This is a genomic window from Streptosporangium sp. NPDC000239 (genome assembly GCF_040300765.1).
In the GTDB taxonomy this organism is placed as follows: domain Bacteria; phylum Actinomycetota; class Actinomycetes; order Streptosporangiales; family Streptosporangiaceae; genus Streptosporangium.
In genome coordinates this window covers 123,720-146,370 of record NZ_JBEPEI010000010.1, presented here as the reverse complement: position 1 = coordinate 146,370, position 22,651 = coordinate 123,720, and the positions used below count along the sequence as shown (strand labels likewise).

Genomic DNA, 22,651 nt, shown 5'->3' with positions numbered 1-22,651 from the left:
GTTCAACAGCCTCCGGCTATGCCCATAGCCGGAGGCTATCGTTGCGGGATGGAGGTTACGCTGCCCGCGGTACGGGCCTTCGTGGCCGTCGTCAGGGAGGGCTCGTTCGGCGGGGCGGCCGCCCGGCTCGGCGTCAGCCAGCCCACGGTGAGCGCCGCCGTCAGACGCCTGGAGACCGCCGTGGGACGGCCGCTGCTGGTCCGCGACCGCGACGGTGTACGGCCGACCGAGCTGGGCCACCGGCTGCTGGCCCACGCGGTGGCCGTGGTGAGCGCCGCCGACGACTTCGAGGCGCTGCTGGCGGGGGAGACCCCGGAGCTGACGGTCGGCTTCATGGGCGAGGCGGCGGGCCCGCTGACCTCCCGGCTGCTCGCCGTCGTGCGCCGCGCCCGCGGCGGAGAGGTACGGCTGCGCCGGTTCGACTTCGACGACCCGTCCTGTGGTCTGCTGACCGGGGCCAGCGACCTGGCCGTGGTGTGGCCGCCGCTGGAGGCGGGTGACGCCCTGGAGACCCTGCTCCTGGGCACCGACCGGCGTGCCGTGGCCGTACCCGTCGGAGACCCTCTCGCCGGGCTCGCCACCGCGGGGCCGACCGAGCTGGCGGGCCGCGTCTGGGTGGTGCCGCGCAGCCGGGACGAGGTCTGGCGGGCCTTCCGCCGTCCTGAGGCGGTCGGGGTGACGGACGTGGCGGGGGAGGTCGGCTCGGACGCGATCGAGGAGACTCTGGAACTGGTCGCGGCGGGACGGGGCGTCGCCCTGCTTTCCGAGGGGACCGACGAGCACTACGCCCGTGCCGGAGTGGTCTTCGTCCCCCTCACCGGCGGTCCCAGGTGCGCCACCGCCCTGGCCTGGCGGCGCGCGGACACCCGCCCTGTGCTGGCCGGCATCCTGCGGGCGCTCGGGGCTAGGGAATGGCGCCCGGAGTGATCAGGCCGGTCTCGTAGGCCAGGACGACGGCCTGGACGCGGTCGCGCAGGCCGAGTTTGGTGAGCACGTTGCCGACATGGGTCTTGACCGTGGTCTCGCTGACCACCAGCTCGGCGGCGATCTCCGCGTTCGACATGCCTCTGGCGATCAGCTTCAGCACTTCGAGCTCCCGCTCGGTCAGCCGGTCCAGACGGGCCGGAGTCGACTGCTGGTAGGCCGAGGGCAGCCGCGCTCCGAAACGGTCGAGCAGCCTGCGCGTGACGCTCGGCGCGACGATGGCGTCTCCCGCGGCGACCACCCGGATGGCCTGCACCAGCTCGTCGGGCGGGACGTCCTTGAGCAGGAAGCCGCTGGCCCCGGCGCGCAGCGCCTCCACGATGTACTCGTCGAGGTCGAAGGTCGTCAGCACCAGCACCCTGGGAACGTGCGCCCCACCGGTCGCCTCCCGGACGATCCTCCTGGTCGCCTCGATGCCGTCGACCCCGGGCATCCTGATGTCCATCAGCACCACGTCGGGCAGCAGAGCCCGCGACTGGTCCTGGGCGGCCTTGCCGTCCCCGGCCTCGCCGACCACGGTGACGTCGGGCTCGGCCTCCAGGATGAGACGGAAGCCGGTGCGCAGCAGTGGCTGGTCGTCCACCAGCAGCACTCTGATCGTCATCACACGTCCTTGAGGGGGAACCGGGCATTGACCTCGAACCCGCCCTCTGGGCGCGGGCCGATCCTCAGGACTCCACCATAGAGGGCCACACGCTCACGGATGCCGACGAGGCCGTGGCCGCTGCCCTCCCCGGGGGCGGCGCCGCCGTCGAGGCCCCGGCCGTCGTCCTCGACCTCGACGGCCAGCTGGCCGTGCTCGTGCCGTACCGTCACCCAGGCGCGGGCCGTGGGACCCGCGTGCCGCAGGCTGTTGGTCAGCGCCTCCTGGACCAGCCGGTAGGCGGCCAGGTCGACCCCGGGCGGCAGCGTCCCCGGGGTGCCCTCGACCCACAGCTGCGCGCGCAGGCCCGCCTCCCGCATCTGGTCGACCAGCGCGGGGATCTCGGCGACCCCGGGCTGCGGGTTGCGTTCGGCGGGGGAGGCGTCGGTCCTGAGCACGCCCACGATGTTGCGCATCTCCGCCATCGCGGTGCGGCCCATCTCCTCGATCGCGGACAGGGCCTCCCGCGCCCCCTCCGGGTTGGTCGCCAGCACCCGGCGCGCCGCGGAGGCCTGGACGGTCATCACGCTGACGTGGTGGGCGACCACGTCGTGCAGCTCCCTGGCGATGCGGGAGCGTTCCTCCGCCCTGGCCGCCCTGGTGTCGGCCTCCCTGGCCCGTTCGGTGCGCCGGGCCCGGTCGCGCAGTTCCTCCAGGTACGCCCTGCGCAGCCGTACGCTCCGGCCGGTGAGCCACATGGTGACGGTGAGGACCGTGACCGGCAGGTGGACGCCCCAGTCGCCGAGCGTGCCGCCGGGAACCGTCGTGACGAAGTGGCACACCAGGCTCCACACCAGCGCGCACAGGCTCAGCGCCAGGCCGCGGTGGGCGGCGACCGTGTAGACCAGCAGCAGCACCGCGGGCCACAGCGGCAGCCCGTCGACGCCCAGCGTCGCCAGGGCGATCCCCGCCAGGCAGGTCGTCAGCAGCATGGAGAAGGGCGCGCGGCGGCGCAGCACCAGGGACAGGCACCAGGCCACGGCCAGCGCGGCGACGAGGCCCTCCTGCGTCCCCTCGCGGGGCGGGACGGCGCGCAGGAGGAGCACGGCGACCCCCGCGAGCGCCACCGCGAGAGCCGTGTCGGGGACCAGTGGACGGTCGTTGAGCCAGGCCCGCAGGACGCCGGAGGGGTTGCGCACACAATCAATTTAGGCGCCCAGTCTCCGCCGCCGCCCTGCTGCGGGTGGATATCGCACTCATACCCACGGATGACGCGGAACGCCTCGGAGGTGCTGCCGAGGTGCTGCGGAGGTGCTCAGAGCTCGTCGGTCGCAGCCCTGGCAGGACGTCTTCTCGTGCTGCGCACGGTGTCGCCGGGCTGCCGCTCGGGCAGCGGCGGGGGAGTGCCGCCGAACTGCGGGCACAGCTCCTGGTAGTTGCACCAGTCGCACAGGCGGCTCGGTCGCGGCGGCCACTCGCCGGTCTCCATGGCCCGCTCGATGGCCGTCCACAACGCCCGCACCTTGCGCTCCGTCGCCAGCAGGTCGGCCTCGTCGGGGGCGTAGCGCAGGACCTCTCCCTGGCCGCCGAGGTACATCAGCTGCAGCACGCGCGGCACCGAGCCGTGCAGCCGCCACAGCGCCAGCGCGTAGAACCTCATCTGGAACAGCGCCTTGGCCTCGAAGGCGGGGCCGGGCGCGCTGCCGGTCTTGTAGTCGACGACCCGGACCTCCCCGGTCGGCGCGACGTCGAGCCTGTCGATGTAGCCCCGTAGCACCAGGCCGTTGTCCAGCGTCGCCTCGATGTAGAGCTCCCTCTCGGCGGGTTCGAGGAGGGTCGGGTCCTCAAGGGTGAAGTAGCGCTCGACCATGACGGCCGCCTGGGAGAGCCACGCGGCCCGCTCCGCCTCGTCGGTGAACATGTCCTCGTAGGACGGCTCGGCGGCCAGCAGCCTGCGCCACTGCGGTTCGAGCAGGTCGAGCGCCGCGGCCCGGGTGCGTTCTGCGGCCGGCAGGTCGTAGAGGCGTTCGAGCACCGAGTGGACCATCGTGCCGCGCACCGCGGCGGGTGACGGCGGCTCGGGCAGCCGGTCGATCACCCGGAAACGGTAGAGCAACGGACATGTCATGAAGTCGCCCGCCCGGGACGGCGACAACGCTCCGATGATCGTGGGCTCGGTCGGTGGCATGTCCGCACTGTAGGTCACGGTGGCGACAGTTCGGGACGGCTCGCGGAACCCCACGCGGACCTCACAGGTCCTTCCGGGGCCTCACGGGTGGGAGGTCTCGGGAAGATCTCGGAGGGGTCTCGGGAGGACCAGGTTGGCCGCGGGCGGCTGCGGGTGGCCCGATGGCGCGTAGCATCGAGGCCTGAAGACGATGTGAGCGAGGAACGGTGAGCCAGCGGTGAGCAGCGACAGCCCGCGCCAGGACAAGCCAGGACTGCGGATGGGACGGCCCTTCGGCATTCCCGTCTACGTCTCGCCGACCTGGTTCATCGTCGCGGCGTTCATCACCTTCACCTTCCAGGGGTCGGTGAGCGCCCAGCTGCCCGAGCTGGACGTCCCGATGACCTACGTCGTCTCCTTCGTCTTCGCGGTGCTGCTGTACGTCTCGGTGCTCCTGCACGAGCTGGCCCACTGCGTGGTCGCCAGGATGTACGGCCTGCCGGTCCGCCGCATCACCCTCTACCTGCTCGGCGGCGTCTCGGAGATCGAGCGTGAGCCGGAGACCCCCGGCAGGGAGTTCATGGTGGCCTTCGCCGGGCCGCTGCTGTCCCTGGGCCTGGCGGTCATCGGGTTCCTGGCCTACCGGGTCATCGACCCCGGCACGGTCGCGGGCGTCCTCGTCTTCCAGCTGTGGCTGGCGAACCTGATCGTCGGGGTGTTCAACCTCCTGCCCGGCCTGCCCCTGGACGGCGGCCGCATGCTCCGCGCCGGGGTGTGGAAGCTCACCAAGAGCTCAGGCTCGGGCACCGCGACCGCCGCCTGGGTCGGCCGGGCGCTGGCCGTCCTCCTGGTCGCGGTGCCGGTCGGCCTCGCGCTGATCAGCGGGCAGGCGCCGAACACCAGCATGCTCATCTGGTCGATCCTGCTGGCCTCCTTCATCTGGCTCGGCGCCACCCAGTCGCTGCGCAGCGCCCGGGTGCGCGCCCGCATCCCGCAGGTCAACGCCCGGGCCCTGGCCAGGCGCGCCATCCCGGTGACCGCGGACGTGCCGCTGGCCGAGGCGCTGCGCCGGGCCACCGAGGCGCAGGCGGGGGCGATGGTCGTCGTCGACCACGACGGCCGCCCGACCGGGATCGTCAACGAGGTCGCGGTCGAGGCGACCCCGGAGAACCGCCGCCCCTGGGTGAGCGCGGGCTCACTGGCGCGCAACCTCGAACCGTCGCTGGTGCTGGCCGCGGACCTGACGGGAGAGGCCCTGATCGACGCCATGCGTGAGAGCCCCGCCGGGGAGTACCTCCTGGTCGAGCGCGGCGGTGAGATCTTCGGGGTGCTGGCGACCTCCGACGTGAACCGTGTGTTCAGCGGGGTCTAGACGGTACGGTACGGGCCCGTCCCGCGGTTCCCGGGGGAGAGGCGCCGTTCGGGTTCGCCGGCCCTCGTTCCTGAAGGTCTTCTGCTGTACTTTTTGCTACGGTCCGATGCGGTTGATTTGATTGACCCGGTCCCACCTGCCGTGTTCCGGACGCGCACAACCGTCCGGGCTGGGTGCGGCTGGTGACGGACGGGCCGATGCGGGTTCCGTTCATCGGGTGGCGTTTCCGGGAGGGAGAGTTCTGTGACCGACGAGGGCTTCGGAGTGGTGCGTCCACTTCCAGGCAACGGGCTGGTCGCCCATGTGGGGGGCCTGCTGCTGGTGTGTGACGCGGCTGAGCCCGTCGTCGAGGACCTTCTGGGCGCGCTCAGGGAGACGGCGGCCTCCGGCGGCGACGGCCGGGCCCTGGCCCGCCGCGTCGCCCAGGTGCTCGCGGTCGTGATGGGCGAACCCGTGGCGTGCGCCGTCGCCGGTCCGGTGGCCTCCGGGGTGGCCGTGCTGGTCAGCGGCCCGGCGTTCGCCTCGGTCACCGGTCAGGGCGGTGAGGTGCAGCTCGCCGGGCGCGACGCCCTCACCTGGTCCGACCGGCTGGTGCCCGGCCCGGTCACCCGGGTCGAGCTGCGCCTTCCCGAGGCGGGGCAGGCGCATCCGCTGACCCGGCTGGACAGCGGTGTGGTCACCGCGGGCGGCGTCCTGTGCGACCCCGCCGAGCCCGGGCAGGAGCCCGTAGGGGTCCCGCGCCGTGAGCCAGTGGCCGAGGCCCTCCCGCAGGCCGCGCCCGCCGTGGAGCCGATGCCCTCAACGGGAGCTCAGGCGGCGCCCCCGCCGGTCCCGGCACCCGCCGAGTGGGCCGAGCCCGCGCGGTCCCAGCCGTCGGTGGACTGGTCCGTGCCCGAGGCGGCGTCACCGCCCTCCGCCTCCCCTGAGCCCGCGGTGTCCCCGATGCCCCCGGGGCCGCCCGCTCCCTATCCGATGGGCTCCCCGGACCACTACGCCTCCGGCCCGCCCGCGCACCAGTCCGCTCCCCAGGGTTGGCACTCCGATCCGGGGCCGCAGATTCCCGCCATGGCCCAGCACGAGGAGCCGGAGCCCGTCCCCGACATCCGTGACCAGCCCTTCGAGTACGAGCTGCTGACGCCGGGAGGTCTCCAGGGCACGGCGGAGTCCCCGCTCTCCCCGGCGCCCGCGGACCAGCAGGCCGAGTCCCGCCCGCTGGTCTACGGGGTCGACTGCAAGAACGACCACTTCAACGACCCGCGCGTGCCGTACTGCGCGGTCTGCGGCATCGCGCTGGTCCAGCGCACGCTCGTCCCCTACAAGGGACCGCGCCCGCCGCTCGGCGTGCTCCTGCTCGACGACGGCATGACGCTCCGCCTCGACAGTGACTACCTGGTCGGCCGTGACCCCGAGCGGGCCCCCGAGGTCGCCGACGGGTCGGTGCGTCCCGCGAAGGTCACCAGTCCCGACGGGTCGGTCTCGCGCCGTCACCTGCGGGTCGCGCTGGACGGCTGGGACGTCAACCTGGTCGATCTGGGTTCGGTCAACGGCACCCAGATCCAGCCGCCGGGCGACCCCAACTTCTACGACATCCCGCCGAACGAGCCGGTCGCCATCCTGCCGGGCACGACCGTGCGGATCGGCGTCTCACGCACGATGCGTTACGAGTCGCACCGTAACCGCTGACGACCGGCGCGGGCCGCGCTCAGCTCCGTACGGAGACCTCGACAGGGCTTTCCGCAGGGGTCTGGCGCAGCGCGGAGACGAGCGCGGGCCAGTCCACCGGGTCGGCGTCGCGCTCGGCCCGGACCAGCAGATGCGCCGCCGGCCCCGTGGCCTGCCCGGCGCCGTCCCCGGCCACGGTCAGTGCGTCCTCGGGCACCGGGCCGCCGGTCACCTCGACCCCGAGCCGGGTCAGCCGCCTGACGAGGGCCGGGGCCCTGCCGCCGCCCTCGACGACCAGCGGGCGCCCGCAGGCCAAGGCCAGGGTGAGCGCCACGCGGACGGTGTCCTCGCCGGCCTGCCCATGAGGCACCGCGACCGGCCCGGCGGGCGGCGGGCCCGGCGGACCGGGTGAGGCCACCGTCACCACGGGGCAGGCGACCCCGTCGCGGATCGCGGCGTGCCCGGGGGTTCCCCGGGGCAGCACGACGAGGCCCGGAGCGGCCTCCACGGCCAGCTCGGCGAGCTCGGCGCCGACGGAGGCGCTGAAGCGGCTCACCACCCTCACCTCGGGGCCGTGCGCGCGCACGGCGTCCGCGAGGACCTCAAGCTCGTGGAGCGTCTCGGTCAGCTCGGCCAGCTCCGACGACAGGCCCCCGCCGAGTTCGAGCCGGCCGCCGGGATAGGGCCGCAGATGGGCGAGGATCACCTCGGCGGGCGCGGCGGAGCGGGCCAGGAGGGCCGCCAGCTCCGCCAGCGGGACCTGCTCGGCGGGGGAGCCGGGTACGACGACCAGCACGCGGGTGGCGGCGCGCGTGCCGAGGGCCTCGCGTCCGGCCTGCTCGATGTCGCGCGCGACCCGCCGCCCGGGGTAGACCCTGCGCAGCAGCGGCTCCGTCATCGCCGTGGTCAGCAACGCCATCACCACCATCAGCGAGTACAGCTCCTCGTCGAGGACGCCCTTCTGCAGCCCGACGGACAGGATGACGAGTTCGGTGAGCCCACGGGTGTTGAGAAGCGTGGCGATCGCCAGCGCCTGCCGTCCGGGAAGCCGTGTGCGGGCCGCGGCGTAGGAGCCGAGCAGCTTGCCGCCGATCGCGACCACCAGGATCGCGGCCAGAGTCCCCAGGCTGGACAGGTCGAGCGTGCGGAGGTTGACGTCGAGCCCCGCGACGACGAAGAACATCGGCAGCAGCAGGAGCACGGCGAGCTGTTCGAGGCGCTCCAGGATCTCGTGGTTGAGCCGTTCCGCGCCCTCACGGGGCATCACGGCGCCGAAGACGAACGCTCCGAAGATGAAGTGCACATGCATCCACTCGGTGGCCCAGGAGGAGGCCAGCAGGCCGATCAGCACCAGGGAGAGCAGCCCCGGGGTCAGCCTGCCCGCCCGCTGCCTGGCGGGCACCAGGCGGGCCAGCAGCGGCCGGACGACCAGGAACATCAGCAGCCCGTACGGCAGGGCCAGCGCGACCCGCCAATGGTCCGCGCCCTCGCTGACGCCTCCACCGGCGCTCCCGCCGGCGCCCGCGAGGCCCGCCACGACGGCGAGCGCGGTCCAGGCGAGCACGTCGATCACCGCGGCGGAGGCCAGCGAGAGGCCGCCGACCGTGGAGCGCTGCATCCCCCGGTCGGTGATGATCCTGGCCAGCACGGGGAAGGCCGTCGCCGCCATCGCCGCGCCCATGAACAGCACGAACGGCAGCGTCCTGGCCCCGTCGACGTGGTCGCCCGCGATGCCGAGCGCCAGCGCGCAGCCGAGCACGAACGGCACGAGCGTCGAGCCGAGCGCCACGGTCACCGCGGTCCTGCCCCGGCCCCTGACCAGCTTCTGGTCGAGTTCCATGCCGACGACGAACATGAACAGCACGAGCCCGACGTCGGCCAGGGCGCGCAGCGGGGGCATCATCCCGTCGCCGAACAGCCGGTCGCCGAGAAGCGGCCCGAGCAGGGTCGGGCCGAGAAGAATGCCGGCCACGATCTCCCCGACGACCGGTGGCTGGCCGAGCCGCCGGGCCACGGCCCCCAATAATCGCGCGGAGATGAGGACGATCACGAGGTCGAGCAGCAGCAAATCAACGTGGAACACTGGGACACGCTTCCCCGTAAGTAATGAAAGTAATGAAAAGCCCCGAGAGTGACCAAGGCGACGTTACCGTCTTAATAGATCATCGCGAGCGTCGCGGGGCACGTCGAAGGGAACGCCGGTGGAGGGTATCGCCGACTACGAGTTCGTCCGCCCGCTGGGAACGGGCAACCATGGCGAGTTCTACCTGGCGAGGAGACCGCGGCGGCTGCCGGTCGAGGCCGACCTGGTGGCGGTGAAGGTGGTCGGCGGCACCGGCAAGGACGCCTTCCGGCGGGCGACCAGGGAGCTGAAGGCCTTCGCCACGGTGCGCTCGCCGTACCTCGTGACGCTCTACGACGCGGGGCAGCAGGGTGGGGTCTTCTACTACTCGATGGAGTACTTACCCGAGGGCTCGCTGAGACTGCCCGCCGGGGCGCCCTCGCGGGAGCGGGTCCTGCGTTCGGTCGCGTGCGCGGCCCAGGCCGTCCAGGCGCTGCACGAGGGGGGCATTCTGCACCGGGACGTCCATCCGGGCAACGTGCTGCTCACCGAGACCGGGGGCAAGCTGTCGGACCTGGGCCTGTCGCAGGTGTTCGCGCCCGGCGCGACGGTGACCGGGATGGGCGGCATCGGGTCGGCCGAGTTCACCGACCCCGCGCTGCTGCGGGGCGGTGACCCCTCTCCCGAGGGAGACGTGTGGTCGCTCGGAGCCACACTGCACTGGTCGATGACCCGCACCGGCCTGTACGGCGAGCTGCCCGTCCACGACCCGCTGCTGACCCTGCGCAGGGTCAGCACGACGCCGCCGTCGGTCAGCGGCGATCTGGAGCCGGAGCTGGCCGACCTCGTCCGGGCCTGCATCGGGGACATGGCCGCGCGGCCGACCGCCAGGGGGGTCGCGGACCGCCTGCACGCGCTGCTCGACTGAAGGGGCCGGTCCTACCCTCGCAGCCTGTACCACTGCAGGTCGTCCAGGCGGGTGCCGTCAGGGCCGGGCAGCAGGCCGTGCACCAGGCCCTCCCTGGTGAAGCCCGCGCGCTCAAGCACCCGGTGCGAGGCGTGGTTGTCCGGGGCGGTGCCCGCGACGACCCTGGTCAGCGGGGTGTGCTCGAAGGCCCACTCGACGAGCAGGTTCACCGCCCGCGCGGTGAACCCCCTGCCGCGGAAGGCGGGCAGCAGGCTGTAGCCGGTCATCGCCTGGCCGAGCACCGGGACGATCGAGGTCAGCTGGATGTGCCCGGCGAAGGCGTCCGTCGCGGCCTCTCTGATGGTCAGCTCGACGCGTTCGCCCGCCAGCCAGTGCGCCCCCGCCTCCCGGCACAGTTTCTCGACCCTGGCCATGTCCGGCCCCTCCGGGGGGACGCTGTAGCGCACGACGTCGGGCAGGTTCTCCAGCGCGTGGTGGTCGGCGACATCCTGGGGGCCCAGGGGCCTCAGCCGTACCACGCCGTCGGACAGGGAACCGCCCGGCAGGGCGGGCAGGAAGGGCTGGACGCGTTCGCCGGACTCGCCGTACAGGCGGGCGAAGGCGACCAGGTCGCTCCTGCCGCCGTCCCTGCGGGCCTCGGCCGAGCGCCTGACGCCCTCGCGCTGGAAGCCCGCGGCGAGCGCGACCAGCTGGCTGGCCAGGTTCTCGACATCGGTCAGCAGTTCGAGCCGCCGCACCCCGAGGGCGAAGGCCCATTCGGTGAGCGCCCTGGTGGCCGCCGTCGCGACCCCCCGCCCCTGCGCCCACGGAGCGACCAGGTAGCCCACCTCGCCGTTGCCGCGCGCGTCGAGCGGCCTGAGGCCGATGTTGCCCATCCACTCGTCCGTCTCGGTGTCGGCGATGGTGAAGGAGGCGCCGCCGTCCCGCCAGGACCGCTCGGCCGCCCTCAGGTAGGCGAACGCGTCGTCACGGGTGTACGGCACCGGCAGGGTCGGCAGGAAACGGCTGATCCGAGGGTCGTCGCAGGCGCGGGCGATCGACTCGACGTCGGTCTCGGCCGGTGGGCGCAGCACGACGTCCCGGGAAAGGATCACGTCTTGTGGGAGCATCCCCAAGTGCTATCAGTTCCCCATGAAGGGGGACCAATCATTTCGGTCCGATCACGCTCTCCGGCGTGCGCCAAGGCCTTCATCGGGCCTTCATCGGGTCCTCGCCGGCGGGACGGGTGGCGGCCGGGCGCCGATAACCTTGCGGGCATGGGTTTTCGCAGGCATGGGCCGTTTCAGGCCGGGGATCAGGTTCAGCTCACCGATCCCAAGAACAAGCGTCACACGGTGACGCTGAAGGAAGACGGGGTCTTCCACACGCACAAGGGCGGCATCCCGCACAGCGACCTGATCGGCCGGCCCGAGGGGTCGGTGGTGCGTTCGTCCGGCGGCACCCAGTATCTCGCGTTCCGGCACCTGCTCCAGGACTACACGCTGTCCATGCCGCGTGGCGCCGCGGTCATCTACCCCAAGGACTCGGCGCAGATCGTCGCCATGGCCGACATCTTCCCCGGCGCGCGTGTCGTCGAGGCGGGGGTCGGCTCGGGCGCGCTGACCTGCTTCCTGCTGCGCGCGGTCGGCTCCGAGGGCCGGGTCACCTCCTACGAGCGGCGTGAGGACTTCGCCGAGGTCGCCACCAAGAACGTGGAGAAGTTCTACGGCGGCCCGATGGACCAGTGGCGCCTGGTCGTCGGTGACTTCGTGGACGCGCTCGACGAGAGCGACGTCGACCGGATCATCCTGGACATGCTCGCGCCGTGGGAGTGCGTCGACGCCGCGGCCAAGGCCCTCACTCCGGGTGGTGTCATCTGCTGTTATGTGGCGACAACCACCCAATTGTCCCGCACGGTGGAAACTCTCCGCGAACACGGGAGTTTCACCGAGCCTCATGCGTGGGAGACCCTGGTTCGCGACTGGCATGTCGAGGGCCTCGCCGTACGGCCGGACCACAGGATGGTCGGGCACACCGGGTTTCTCGTCACCGCGCGTCGCATGGCGGACGGGGTGACCCCACCACCGCGTCGCAGGCGTCCAGCAAAGGGGGCATATGGCGAAGAGTCCACCTCTTCCACCAGTTGATGACGATTCAGCCACGAGGGTGCGCCGGAGAGTGACGCGGGAACAGAACTCCGTGTTCTTATGCTCCAAGGACTAAACGCACCATAAGGGATTGTTAAGTGCCTACTTAATGTAGGCATACGAACACTGCTCGGCCAGGTAAGGGACAGCCCCCAGATGGGTAGGGTTTTGAGTAGTCGGTCTCGACTGGGAAGGAGGTGACGCCGTGGCAGCTCGCGACGACGCCGAGGCTCGTGCCGCGCAGCGCGAACGGGAGGTCGCCGACCTCACAGCACAGGTCTCCTTCCTGCAGGAGGAGATCACCACGCTACGTCGGAAGCTGACGGAGTCTCCCCGGCAGGCCAGGATTCTCGAAGAGCGTCTCCATGAAGCACAGGCGAACCTCGCGGCCGTAACCGGCCAGAACGAGCGGCTCGTGGCCACCCTCAAGGAGGCCAGGGACCAGATCGTCGCGCTCAAGGAGGAAGTCGACCGGTTGGCGCAGCCGCCCTCCGGCTTCGGCGTGTTCCTTGAGTCCAGGGAAGACGGCACGGTGGAGGTCTTCACCGGCGGTCGCAAACTTCGAGTGAACGTCAGTCCAGCGGTGGACGTCGACTCGCTGAAGCGTGGCCAGGAGGTCATGCTCAACGAGGCGCTCAACGTCGTCGAGGCCCTCGGATACGAGGAGGTCGGCGAGATCGTCATGCTCAAGGAGCTCCTTGAGGACGGCCAGCGCGCGCTGGTGATCTCGCACGCCGACGAGGAGCGGGTGGTGAGACTGGCCGAGTCGCTGCTCGACCAGCCGATCCGCGCGGGCGACTCGCTGCTGCTTGAGCCGCGCTCCGGTTACGTCTACGAGCGCATTCCCAAGTCCGAGGTCGAGGAGCTCGTCCTGGAGGAGGTGCCCGACATCTCCTACGAGGAGATCGGCGGGCTCATGCGGCAGATCGAGCAGATCAGGGACGCCATCGAGCTTCCCTACCTGCACGCCGACCTCTTCCGCGAGCACAAGCTCCGTCCCCCGAAGGGCGTGCTGCTGTACGGCCCGCCCGGATGCGGCAAGACGCTCATCGCCAAGGCGGTGGCCAACTCCCTGGCCAAGCAGGTCGCGGAGAAGACCGGCCAGTCGGGCAAGAGCTTCTTCCTCAACATCAAGGGTCCCGAGCTTCTCAACAAGTACGTCGGCGAGACCGAGCGGCACATCCGCCTGGTCTTCCAGCGCGCCAGGGAGAAGGCCTCCGAGGGCACCCCGGTGATCGTGTTCTTCGACGAGATGGACTCGATCTTCAGGACCCGTGGCTCCGGCGTCTCCTCCGACGTCGAGAACACCATCGTTCCCCAGCTGCTGTCCGAGATCGACGGTGTCGAGGGCCTGGAGAACGTCATCGTCATCGGCGCCTCCAACCGTGAGGACATGATCGACCCGGCGATCCTGCGGCCCGGCCGTCTGGACGTCAAGATCAAGATCGAGCGGCCGGACGCCGAGGCGGCCAGGGACATCTTCTCGAAGTACCTCATCGAGGACCTTCCGCTGCACACCGACGACCTTGCCGAGCACGGTGAAAGCCGTGGCGGCACGATCTCGGCGATGATCCAGCGGGTGGTCGAGAGGATGTACGCCGAGAGCGAGGAGAACCGCTTCCTTGAGGTGACCTACGCCAACGGTGACAAGGAGGTCCTGTACTTCAAGGACTTCAACTCCGGCGCGATGATCCAGAACATCGTGGACCGCGGCAAGAAGATGGCCATCAAGCAGTTCCTGGACACCGGGCAGAAGGGGCTGCGGATCCAGCACCTGCTGGCGGCCTGCGTGGACGAGTTCTCCGAGAACGAGGACCTGCCCAACACCACCAACCCCGACGACTGGGCCCGCATCTCTGGCAAGAAGGGCGAGCGGATCGTCTACATCCGCACCCTCGTGACGGGCAAGCAGGGCACCGAGGCGGGCCGGTCCATCGACACGGTCGCCAACACCGGTCAGTACCTGTAGAAGCACCACCAAGGCGGCGCGTGCCCTCCGAGGGCGCGCGCCGCCTTCGCGTGTCCCCTCCACGGACCCTCGGAAAACCGCCGCGAGGCCCGGAAGGAGGGTCACGGAAAACAGCGGGAACAAGATCCGGGCCGAGGGAACCCGGTTGATCGAAACACCGTCCAAGTGGCGTGCGTGAACACTTCGCCCCGGCGGGCACATGACCGGCACGGCCGCAAAGGGAACCGGCCGCCTCGCCGAACTCGACCTCCTGCGTTTCCTCGCCGCCGCCGGGGTCGTCTCCTTCCACTACCTCATCGCCTTCGCCTCGGTCTGGGGGGAGCGTCCGGCGAAGTTGTTCCCGGAGACGGCCACCCCGGCGGGCCTGGGCATCCTCGGCGTCGAGCTGTTCTTCATGATCAGCGGCTTCGTGATCCTGATGAGCGTCTGGGGGCGGGGGCTGGGCGCCTTCGCCCTGTCACGCCTGGTGCGGCTCTTTCCCGCCTACTGGATCAGCGTGGGCGTCGTCGCGGCCGTCTACGGCCTGGGCGCGGCCACCGCCCTGGACCCCAAGCTCGGCCTGCGCGACTACCTGGTCAACCTGACCATGTTCCAGCGCGCCTTCGGCCTGACCGACGCCAACGGTGTCTACTGGTCGCTCTGGGCCGAGCTTCGCTTCTACCTGCTGATCTCAATCCTGGTGATCGTCGGGGTGACGTTCACCCGCTGCCTGGTCTTCATGGGCGTGTGGCTGCTGGCGGCCGGGATCTTCACCGGCAACGAGAACGAGTGGGTACAGCTGATCGTGATGCCGAAGTACGCGGCGTACTTCGTCGGCGGCATGGCCTTCTTCCTCATGACCAAGCACGGCCCCAGGCCGGTGCTGTGGTGCGTGGCCGGGCTCAGCGGCGGGCTGGCGGTCTACGCGGCCCTGGCCAGGGTCGAGGGCCGCATCGACGCGGTGGGCTACGCCGCGATGCCGGTGCCCGGCTGGACGGTCGTCGTGACCGTCGTGATCTTCTACGTGCTCATGGCGCTGGTGGCGCTGGGCGCCCTCGGCTGGCTGCGCTGGCGCGGGCTGGTCGTGCTCGGCGCGCTGACCTACCCCCTCTACCTGTTCCACTCGACGGTCGCCGCCGTGCTCGTGCCCGTCCTGCGCGACACGCTCGCGCCCTGGCTGACCGTCGCGGTCACCGTGCTGGTCACGCTGGTGCTGTCCTACCTGGTCCACCGGCTCGTCGAGCGGCCCATTCAGGAGTTCGTCAAGGCCAGGCGGCGGCGGGCGGCCGTACCACAGGGGAGGCACGGACGCGGTCCCGGCGGGGGAGCGGTTCCCGCTCCGGGGGCCCCGGGAGAAAACGCCTCAGAAAAGGCCTCTGTGCCATAACTGTCTGGTCACCGGGGATAGTGAAGGGTCTAGGGTCGGGGATATATACGGCGGAGTAGTCGTCCTGGATGAACAGAGGGTGCGCATGACGGTACGGCGGGTGATGGGCATCGAGACCGAATACGGCATCTCCGTGCCCGGACAGCCGGGGGCCAACGCGATGGTGACCTCCTCCCAGGTGGTGAACGCCTATCTGGCGGCCTCGGCGGCCAGGGCCAGGCGGGCACGCTGGGACTTCGAGGAGGAGAACCCTCTGCGCGACGCCCGGGGCTTCGACCTGTCCAGGGAGGTGGCCGACCAGAGCCAGCTCACGGACGAGGATCTGGGCCTGGCCAACGTGATCCTCACCAACGGGGCCCGGCTGTACGTGGATCACGCCCATCCCGAATACTCGACTCCCGAATGCACCAATCCACGAGCCGCGGTGATCTGGGACAAGGCGGGGGAGCGCGTCATGCACGACGCCGCGACGCGCGCCTCGGCCGTCCCCGCCAACGCTCCGATCCAGCTCTACAAGAACAACACCGACAACAAGGGCGCCTCCTACGGCTGCCACGAGAACTACCTGATGCGGCGCGCCACGCCGTTCGCCGACATCGTCAGGTATCTGACCCCGTTCTTCGTCTCCCGGCAGGTCGTCGTCGGTGCCGGCAGGGTCGGCATCGGCCAGGACTCCCGGGGCGAGGGCTTCCAGATCAGTCAGCGTGCCGACTTCTTCGAGGTCGAGGTCGGCCTGGAGACCACGCTCAAGCGGCCGATCATCAACACCAGGGACGAGCCGCACGCCGACCCGGAGAAGTACCGCAGGCTGCACGTCATCATCGGCGACGCCAACATGTCGGAGATCTCGACCTACCTGAAGCTGGGCTCGACCGCGCTGGTCCTCGCCATGATCGAGGACGGCTACTTCACCCGTGACCTCGCGGTCGACAACCCGGTCCAGGCGCTGCGCGCGGTCTCCCACGACCCCACGCTGAAGTACGAGATCGCGATGCGCGACGGCCGCAGGCTCACCGCGGTGCAGCTGCAGATGGAGTATCTGGAGCTGGCCCGCAAGTACGCCGAGGAGCGCAGCGGGAACGGCGTCGACGAGATCACCAAGGACGTCCTCGACCGCTGGGAGTCCGTCCTGACCCGTCTGGCCGAGGACCCGATGCAGCTGTCGCGGGAGCTCGACTGGGTGGCCAAGCTCGAACTGCTGGAGGGCTACCGTACCCGTGACGGCCTGGCCTGGTCCCACCCGCGGCTGCAGCTGGTGGACCTGCAGTACTCCGACATCCGCCCCGAGCGCGGCCTGTACAACCGGCTGGTCGCCCGGGGCAGGATGCAGCGCCTGGTGACCGAGGACGAGGTGCGGCGGGCCATCGAGGCGCCGCCGAGCGACACGCGGGCCTACTTCAGGGGTCGTTGCCTGAGCCAGTTCAGCGAGTCGGTCGCCGCCGCGTCCTGGGACTCGGTCATCTTCGACATCCCGGGCAGGGAGTCCCTGCAGCGCGTTCCGACCATGGAGCCGCTGCGCGGTACGAAGGCCCATGTCGGAGAGCTGTTCGACCGCTGTCGCACCGCCGCCGACCTGGTCACCGCTCTCACCGGCGATCAGTGACCTCCCGTGCGGGCGGGTGCTCCCGCCCGCACGGTTTATGGCTTTGTGTCCGCTATCGCATGGATTGACGGACGCTGTGAACCGGTATACATTCCGGGTGTTTTGTGGCGGTGCGAGGGAAATCCGGTGAGATTCCGGTGCGGTCGCGCCACTGTAACCGGCCCGAGAGGGTGGGGAGCCAGGTCACTCGGCCGCCACCGACCTACGAAAAGGGGCGCGTCAATCCCCTGAAGGAGGTGGCCGTGAGCCAGATCTCTGCTCCGCCGGTCAAGCCCATCCCGCTCGGTTCGCTCACCCGCTGGCTTCTCGCCGTACCGGTGCTGCTGCTCCTCGCCTACCTGGTCGCCTTCGACCAGGGCGCGATCTCGCAGGCCGGTAACTACCTGCACGAACTCATGCACGACGGGCGTCACCTGCTCGGTGTTCCCTGCCACTGAGCGCACCGAGCCACACGTGATCACCAAACTCATCGTCAGAGGCATGCTCGTCGGCCTTCTCGCAGGACTGCTCGCCGGGGTGTTCGCCTACACCGTGGGCGAACCCCGCGTCGAGCGGGCCATCGCGCTGGAGGAGGCCGCGGCGGCCTCCTCCGGCACCGGTGCCCACAGTCACGAGGCGGCCGAGCCCGCCCACTCCCACGGGGAGGAGGCGCCGGTCAGCAGGAACGGCCAGCGCTTCGGCCTCTTCCTCGCCTTGGCCCTGTACGGCCTGGCTCTCGGGGGCCTGTTCGCCCTCGTGTACGCGGGGGTGCGCGGCCGGGTCGGCCCGAGATCGGAACCGCTGCTGGCGGTCTCCCTCGCGGCGGCGGCGTTCGTCGCGATCGTCCTTATCCCTTTCGTGAAATATCCCGCCAACCCACCGGCCGTCGGTGACCCGGAGACGATCAACCAGCGCACGGTGCTCTACCTGGTCGCCGTCGCCATCGGCATCCTCTCCGTCGGCGCCGCGGCGGCCGCGCACCGCTACGTCTCCTCCGAGGAGGCGTGGCCGCGCTGGCTCGCGGGCGGTGCGGCGCTGCTGGTGCCGGTCGCGGCGGCCTGGATCCTGCTGCCCGGGATCGACGAGGTGCCCGAGGGGTTCCCCGCCGGTCTCCTGTGGGACTTCCGCCTGGCCTCCCTCGGGACACAGGCGGTGTTCTGGCTGGGCGTAGGAGCCCTGTTCGCCTTCGCCGCGCGCAGGCGCAGCCCGGCGTGACGGCCCCCTCGGGGGTCGCGCGCCTGCTGCTGGTCTGTCACGCCTCGACACGGGCGACGGCACGGGCGGCCTTTCCCGGAGACGAGCCGCTCGACGGGAACGGCCTGCGCCGCGCCCGGGCGCTGGCCCCGCGGATCGGTCCGGGCCGGGCCGTCCGCGGAGCCGAGCTGCGTTGCGCGCAGACGGCCGAGGCGCTCGGCCTGCGTGCCGGGCCGGAGCCGTCGCTCGCCGACTGCGACTACGGGCGCTGGCGCGGCATGACGCTGGCCGAGGTCGAGGCGGCCGATCCCGAAGGACTCGCGGCCTGGCTCACCGACCCGGCGGCGGCCCCCCACGGCGGGGAGCCGATCACCGGACTCGTCGGCCGGGTCGCGGCCTGGCTCGCGGTCCTCGGCCCGGGGCGGACGGTCGCCGTCACCCACGCTCCGGTGGTCAGGGCTGCGGTCGTGCACGCCCTCGGCGCCCCGGCCCATGCCTTCTGGCGCGTCGACGTCGCGCCCCTCGCCCTGGTGACGCTCACCGGGCGGGGCGGACGCTGGCGGCTGAGTTACCCCGTATGACGAGAGCCGAGGAGGCAGTCAAGGTGCGCGACCCGCGCTATCCCTTCACCGCGATCGTGGGGTCGGAGGACCTCAAGCTCGCCCTGATCCTGAACGCCGTCTCCCCCGGTGTCGGCGGAGTCCTGGTCAGAGGGGAGAAGGGCACGGCCAAGTCCACGATCGTGCGGGCGCTCGCGGCGCTGCTCCCGCCCGTCGAGGTGGTGCGTGGCTGCCGCTTCTCCTGTGACCCCGCCGCCCCGGACCCCGGCTGCCCGGACGGCCCGCACGAGGCCGCCCCCGGCACCGTACGGCCCGCCAGGCTCGTCGAGCTGCCGGTCGGCGCCTCAGAGGATCGCCTCGCGGGCTCACTCGACCTGGAACGGGCGCTCACCGAGGGGGTGAAGGCCTTCGAGCCCGGCCTGCTCGCCGACGCGCACCGGGGCGTCCTCTACGTCGACGAGGTCAACCTCCTGCACGACCACCTGGTGGACCTGCTGCTCGACGCCGCCGCGCTCGGCACCTGTTACGTCGAACGCGAGGGCGTCTCGGTGCGGCACGCCGCCAGGTTCCTGCTGGTGGGGACCATGAACCCGGAGGAGGGGGAGCTACGTCCCCAGCTCCTCGACAGGTTCGGGCTGACCGTGGAGGTCAGGGCGTCGCGGGAGGTGTCCCAGCGGGCCGAGGTGGTCCGGCGGCGCCTGGCCTTCGAGGCCGACCCGGTCGCCTTCGCCGCCTCGTGGCAGGCGCGGGAACGGGAACTGGCCACGCGTGTCGCCGAAGCCAGGGCCAGGGTCGCCGAGGTCACCCTGCCGGACTCCGCGCTGCGGAGCATCGCCACGGTCTGCGCCGCCTTCGAGGTCGACGGCCTGCGGGCCGACCTGGTCACCGCGCGGGCGGCCATCGCGCACGCCGCGTGGCGGGGCGGGACGACCGTGACGGCCGAGGACGTCCGCGAGGCCGCCAGGCTCGCCCTCCCGCACCGCCGCCGCCGCGACCCCTTCGACGCGCCGGGCCTGGACGAGGCCAGGCTGGACGAACTCCTCGACCAGACGCCCGAGGACCCGGAGGAGCCGGACGACCCCGGCGACGGTCCGGAGGGCGGTCCCGGTGACGGTCCCGAGGGCGGTCCCGGAGGAGGCCCGGACAGCCCGGGGAGCGGCCCCGGCGGTTCCGGCGAGGACGTCCCGGGGACGGAGCCGGCCGAGCCGGCGAGCCGGGAGGGCGTTCCCGCGCCCGCCGGGGGAGACGCCGCGACCGGGCGGACGGGAGACGACCGGGTCGCCGAGGCCGACCCCGCGAGGCACGCCAGGCTGTTCACCGTGCCCGGTCTCGGCGCCGGGGCCCCGGGCCGCAGGTCCAGGGCCGCGACCCCGCTGGGCAGGGTGACCGGGGCCAGGGTCCCGGGGGGACGGCCCGCCTCCCTGCACCTGCGGGCGACCGTCGAGGCCGCCGCGCCGTACCAGGTGGGACGGGGCAGGAACGGGCCCGGCCTGCTGCTGCGGCGCGAGGACCTCAGGGAGGCCGCGCGCGAGGGCAGGGAGGGCAACCTGGTGCTGTTCGTCGTGGACGCCAGCGGATCCATGGCGGCCAGGCGGCGCATGAGCGCGGTCAAGGGCGCCGTGCTCGGCCTGCTTCTCGACGCCTACCAGCGCCGTGACAAGGTAGGCCTGGTCACCTTCCGGGGCGCCCGCGCCGACCTGGTGCTGCCGCCGACCTCCTCGGTCGAGGCGGGGGCCGCCCGGCTGCGCGAGCTGCCGACCGGCGGACGCACCCCGCTGGCGGCGGGGCTGCTGCGCGCGGCCGAGGTCCTGCGGGTCGAGCGCCTGCGTGACCCGTCCCGGCGTCCGCTGCTGGTCCTGGTGACCGACGGGCGGGCGACCTCCGGCACCGTCGAGGAGGCCCACAGGGCGGCGGCGCTGCTGGCCGGGGTCGCCACGGTCGTGGTCGACTGCGAGACGGGGCACATCCGCCTCGGCCTGGCCGCGTCCCTGGCCCGGCGGATGGGCGCGCGGGCCGTGCGCCTCGACGACCTCACCGACCTCGCCGGAGTGGTCCGTGACAGGCGGGCCGCCGCGTGAGAACCGCTCCCGCGAGCCGTACGAGAACGAAAGGCTGATGACGATGCCCCAGGGGAAACCGGTCAGCGTGCCCGACGACGGGCTGACCACCAGGCAGCGCCGCACCCGGCCGTTGCTGATCGTCCACACCGGGCCGGGCAAGGGCAAGTCGACCGCGGCCTTCGGCCTGGCGTTGCGGGCCTGGAACCAGGGCTGGCCGATCGGCGTGTTCCAGTTCGTCAAGTCCGCCAAGTGGCGCATCGGCGAGGAGCGGGCGCTGCGGGTGCTGGGTGAGTCCGGTGAGGGCGGCACGGTGTCCTGGCACAAGATGGGGGAGGGGTGGTCCTGGATCCAGCGGCCGGGCGCCGAGGAGGACCACGCCGCGGACGCCAGGGAGGGCTGGGAGCAGATCAAGCGTGACCTGGCCGCGCGGACCTTCCGGCTGTACGTCCTCGACGAGTTCACCTATCCGATGAAGTGGGGCTGGATCGACGTCGACGAGGTCGTCGCCACGCTCACCTCCCGCCCCGACGGCCAGCACGTCGTCGTCACCGGGCGGGACGCCGACCCCCGCCTGGTCGCCGCCGCCGATCTGGTGACGGAGATGGGCAAGGTCAAGCACCCCATGGACGCCGGGCAGAAGGGGCAGAAGGGCATCGAATGGTAGCCCGGCTGGTGATCGCGGCCCCCGCGTCCGGTGCGGGGAAGACCACGGTCGCGACCGGGCTGATGGCCGCGCTCACCCGGAGAGGCACCCGGGTCTCCCCGCACAAGGTGGGGCCCGACTACATCGACCCGGGCTACCACGCCCTGGCCACCGGCCGTCCCGGACGCAACCTCGACCCGTGGCTCGTCGGTGAGGAACTGATCGCCCCGCTGTTCCTGCACGGCGCCGCCGGGGCCGACCTGGCGGTGGTCGAGGGGGTGATGGGCCTGTACGACGGGGCGGGCACGAGCGAGTTCGCCTCGACCGCGCACGTCGCCAGGCTGCTGCAGGCCCCGGTCGTCCTGGTGGTCGACGCGGCCAGGCAGAGCCGGTCGGTCGCGGCGCTCGTGCACGGTTTCGCCTCCTACGACACCCGGATTCGCCTCGGCGGGGTGATCCTCAACCGGGTCGGCTCCGCCAGGCACGAGGAGTTGTGCCGCGCGGTCCTGGCCGAGAGCGGCGTCCCGGTGCTCGGCGCGATCCACCGCAGCGACCTGGTGACCACCCCCTCCCGCCATCTCGGCCTGGTCCCCGCGGCCGAACGCGCCACGCAGGCGGCCGGTGCCATGGACGCCGTCGCCGACCTGGTCGCCGCCTCGTGCGACCTGGAGGAACTGCTGCGGCTCGCCCGTACCGCTCCCGCCCTGTCCGCGCGGCCGTGGAGCCCGGGGCCCGCCGTACCGGCGACCAAGAGAGTCGCGGTCGCCGCAGGGCAGGCCTTCACCTTCGGGTACACCGAGCAGGCGGAGCTGCTGGCGGCGGCGGGGGCCGAGGTCGTCCCCTTCGACCCGCTGGCGGACGAGGCCCTGCCCGAGGGGACGGGCGGCGTCGTCATCGGAGGGGGCTTCCCCGAGGTCTACGCCGCCGAGCTGTCGGCGAACGAGCCGCTGCGCAGGGAGGTCGCCGCGTTCGGCGGGCCGATCTCCGCCGAGTGCGCCGGTCTGCTGTATCTCGCCAGGCGGCTGGACGGCAGGCCCATGTGCGGGGTCTTCGACCTGGAGGCCAGGATGACGGGGACCCTCACCCTGGGCTACCGCGACGCGGTCGCGGTCGAGGACTCGGTGCTGACCCGGGCGGGGGAACGCTACCGGGGGCACGAGTTCCACCGCACCGCCGTCGACCCCGCGCCGGGAAGGCCGCTGTTCCGCTGGAGGGGAGGGGCGGACGGGTTCGCCTCCGGCCCGGTCGTGGCCTCCTACCTCCACCTGCACTGGGCGGGCACCCCCCGGCTGGCCACCCGGTTCGTCGAGGCCTGTATCCGATCTACATCGTAAAGGCGTCGGCTCCGGAAAGCACGACGCCATGGGACCCGCGCAGGGCGGGTCCCATGGCG

The 22,651-nt window shown here is 71.8% G+C and carries 19 protein-coding genes and 1 riboswitch; of the genes, 14 read left to right on the top strand and 5 right to left on the bottom strand.

Going from position 1 to position 22,651, the window contains the following annotated elements; translation table 11 throughout:
• Positions 1-48 precede the first annotated feature (48 nt).
• Positions 49-927 carry a LysR family transcriptional regulator gene (locus ABT340_RS24290; protein ID WP_352013103.1) on the top strand — a complete coding sequence of 293 codons (879 nt, stop codon included), beginning with the start codon at positions 49-51 and terminating at the stop codon, positions 925-927.
• On the opposite strand, the gene ABT340_RS24285 is transcribed toward ABT340_RS24290, so the two are convergent.
• From ABT340_RS24285 to ABT340_RS24275, 3 genes are all read right to left on the bottom strand, one after another.
• Positions 905-1,588 (bottom strand): response regulator, encoded by a 684-nt coding sequence (locus tag ABT340_RS24285; RefSeq protein ID WP_352013102.1) that lies wholly within the window; start codon positions 1,586-1,588, stop codon positions 905-907. The two genes, ABT340_RS24290 and ABT340_RS24285, sit on opposite strands and share 23 nt — an antisense overlap.
• The gene (locus tag ABT340_RS24280) at positions 1,588-2,766 is read right to left on the bottom strand and encodes a sensor histidine kinase (RefSeq protein ID WP_352013101.1); all 1,179 of its coding nucleotides are present in this window, start codon (positions 2,764-2,766) and stop codon (positions 1,588-1,590) included. Before ABT340_RS24280 ends, ABT340_RS24285 begins: the two co-directional genes overlap by 1 nt.
• Before the next feature lie 116 nt (positions 2,767-2,882).
• Positions 2,883-3,755: a RecB family exonuclease gene (locus ABT340_RS24275; RefSeq protein ID WP_352013100.1), complete on the bottom strand. Its 873-nt coding sequence runs from the start codon at positions 3,753-3,755 to the stop codon at positions 2,883-2,885.
• A 259-nt stretch (positions 3,756-4,014) separates the two neighbouring features.
• On the opposite strand from ABT340_RS24275, the gene ABT340_RS24270 reads away from it, so the two are divergent.
• Positions 4,015-5,106: a site-2 protease family protein gene (locus ABT340_RS24270; RefSeq protein WP_352013235.1), complete on the top strand. Its 1,092-nt coding sequence runs from the start codon at positions 4,015-4,017 to the stop codon at positions 5,104-5,106.
• A gap of 243 nt (positions 5,107-5,349) precedes the next feature.
• Positions 5,350-6,789 carry an FHA domain-containing protein gene (locus tag ABT340_RS24265; protein WP_352013099.1) on the top strand — a complete coding sequence of 480 codons (1,440 nt, stop codon included), beginning with the start codon at positions 5,350-5,352 and terminating at the stop codon, positions 6,787-6,789.
• Between the two features lie 19 nt (positions 6,790-6,808).
• Here the strand turns inward: ABT340_RS24265 and ABT340_RS24260 are convergent, their stop codons facing one another.
• Positions 6,809-8,851: a cation:proton antiporter gene (locus ABT340_RS24260; RefSeq protein ID WP_352013098.1), complete on the bottom strand. Its 2,043-nt coding sequence runs from the start codon at positions 8,849-8,851 to the stop codon at positions 6,809-6,811.
• Between the two features lie 118 nt (positions 8,852-8,969).
• On the opposite strand from ABT340_RS24260, the gene ABT340_RS24255 reads away from it, so the two are divergent.
• The gene (locus tag ABT340_RS24255) at positions 8,970-9,758 is read left to right on the top strand and encodes a protein kinase domain-containing protein (RefSeq protein WP_352013097.1); all 789 of its coding nucleotides are present in this window, start codon (positions 8,970-8,972) and stop codon (positions 9,756-9,758) included.
• An 11-nt stretch (positions 9,759-9,769) separates the two neighbouring features.
• On the opposite strand, the gene ABT340_RS24250 is transcribed toward ABT340_RS24255, so the two are convergent.
• Positions 9,770-10,852, bottom strand: coding sequence for a GNAT family N-acetyltransferase (locus ABT340_RS24250; protein ID WP_352013096.1), 1,083 nt, complete (start codon positions 10,850-10,852; stop codon positions 9,770-9,772).
• 162 nt (positions 10,853-11,014) lie between these two features.
• Here ABT340_RS24250 and ABT340_RS24245 point away from each other — a divergent pair, with 162 nt between their 5' ends.
• The 10 genes from ABT340_RS24245 (at position 11,015) to ABT340_RS24200 (ending at position 22,592) form a co-directional block, all read left to right on the top strand.
• Positions 11,015-11,884: a tRNA (adenine-N1)-methyltransferase gene (locus ABT340_RS24245; protein ID WP_352013095.1), complete on the top strand. Its 870-nt coding sequence runs from the start codon at positions 11,015-11,017 to the stop codon at positions 11,882-11,884.
• A 205-nt stretch (positions 11,885-12,089) separates the two neighbouring features.
• Positions 12,090-13,853: a proteasome ATPase gene (gene arc, locus ABT340_RS24240; protein WP_352013094.1), complete on the top strand. Its 1,764-nt coding sequence runs from the start codon at positions 12,090-12,092 to the stop codon at positions 13,851-13,853.
• A 199-nt stretch (positions 13,854-14,052) separates the two neighbouring features.
• The gene (locus tag ABT340_RS24235) at positions 14,053-15,219 is read left to right on the top strand and encodes an acyltransferase family protein (protein ID WP_352013093.1); all 1,167 of its coding nucleotides are present in this window, start codon (positions 14,053-14,055) and stop codon (positions 15,217-15,219) included.
• Between the two features lie 85 nt (positions 15,220-15,304).
• The gene (dop, locus tag ABT340_RS24230; RefSeq protein WP_352013092.1) at positions 15,305-16,822 is read left to right on the top strand and encodes a depupylase/deamidase Dop; all 1,518 of its coding nucleotides are present in this window, start codon (positions 15,305-15,307) and stop codon (positions 16,820-16,822) included.
• Positions 16,823-16,913: 91 nt separating this feature from the next.
• Positions 16,914-17,032, top strand: a riboswitch (cobalamin riboswitch).
• Positions 17,033-17,064: 32 nt separating this feature from the next.
• Positions 17,065-17,259, top strand: a complete 195-nt coding sequence (locus ABT340_RS24225; protein WP_352013091.1) for a CbtB domain-containing protein — start codon at positions 17,065-17,067, stop codon at positions 17,257-17,259.
• A gap of 16 nt (positions 17,260-17,275) precedes the next feature.
• Positions 17,276-18,016 carry a CbtA family protein gene (locus ABT340_RS24220; protein WP_352013090.1) on the top strand — a complete coding sequence of 247 codons (741 nt, stop codon included), beginning with the start codon at positions 17,276-17,278 and terminating at the stop codon, positions 18,014-18,016.
• Positions 18,013-18,576: a histidine phosphatase family protein gene (locus ABT340_RS24215; RefSeq protein WP_352013089.1), complete on the top strand. Its 564-nt coding sequence runs from the start codon at positions 18,013-18,015 to the stop codon at positions 18,574-18,576. The genes ABT340_RS24220 and ABT340_RS24215 overlap by 4 nt, the downstream gene beginning before the upstream one ends.
• On the top strand, positions 18,573-20,633 hold the full coding sequence (locus tag ABT340_RS24210; protein WP_352013088.1) for a putative cobaltochelatase: 2,061 nt from the start codon (positions 18,573-18,575) through the stop codon (positions 20,631-20,633). Before ABT340_RS24215 ends, ABT340_RS24210 begins: the two co-directional genes overlap by 4 nt.
• Before the next feature lie 43 nt (positions 20,634-20,676).
• Positions 20,677-21,279 carry a cob(I)yrinic acid a,c-diamide adenosyltransferase gene (cobO, locus tag ABT340_RS24205; protein ID WP_352013234.1) on the top strand — a complete coding sequence of 201 codons (603 nt, stop codon included), beginning with the start codon at positions 20,677-20,679 and terminating at the stop codon, positions 21,277-21,279.
• Positions 21,273-22,592, top strand: coding sequence for a cobyrinic acid a,c-diamide synthase CobB (locus ABT340_RS24200; RefSeq protein WP_352013087.1), 1,320 nt, complete (start codon positions 21,273-21,275; stop codon positions 22,590-22,592). Before cobO ends, ABT340_RS24200 begins: the two co-directional genes overlap by 7 nt.
• Positions 22,593-22,651: the final 59 nt, after the last annotated feature.

Excerpts from the sequence above, each read along its gene's own strand:
- ABT340_RS24290 (WP_352013103.1), top strand. The coding sequence starts at position 49 with ATGGAGGTTACGCTGCCCGCGGTACGGGCCTTCGTGGCCGTCGTCAGG.
- ABT340_RS24285 (WP_352013102.1), bottom strand. The coding sequence starts at position 1,588 with ATGACGATCAGAGTGCTGCTGGTGGACGACCAGCCACTGCTGCGCACC.
- ABT340_RS24275 (WP_352013100.1), bottom strand. The coding sequence starts at position 3,755 with ATGCCACCGACCGAGCCCACGATCATCGGAGCGTTGTCGCCGTCCCGG.
- ABT340_RS24270 (WP_352013235.1), top strand. The coding sequence starts at position 4,015 with ATGGGACGGCCCTTCGGCATTCCCGTCTACGTCTCGCCGACCTGGTTC.
- ABT340_RS24245 (WP_352013095.1), top strand. The coding sequence starts at position 11,015 with ATGGGTTTTCGCAGGCATGGGCCGTTTCAGGCCGGGGATCAGGTTCAG.
- ABT340_RS24235 (WP_352013093.1), top strand. The coding sequence starts at position 14,053 with ATGACCGGCACGGCCGCAAAGGGAACCGGCCGCCTCGCCGAACTCGAC.
- dop (WP_352013092.1), top strand. The coding sequence starts at position 15,305 with ATGACGGTACGGCGGGTGATGGGCATCGAGACCGAATACGGCATCTCC.
- ABT340_RS24210 (WP_352013088.1), top strand. The coding sequence starts at position 18,573 with ATGACGAGAGCCGAGGAGGCAGTCAAGGTGCGCGACCCGCGCTATCCC.
- cobO (WP_352013234.1), top strand. The coding sequence starts at position 20,677 with ATGCCCCAGGGGAAACCGGTCAGCGTGCCCGACGACGGGCTGACCACC.
- ABT340_RS24200 (WP_352013087.1), top strand. The coding sequence starts at position 21,273 with ATGGTAGCCCGGCTGGTGATCGCGGCCCCCGCGTCCGGTGCGGGGAAG.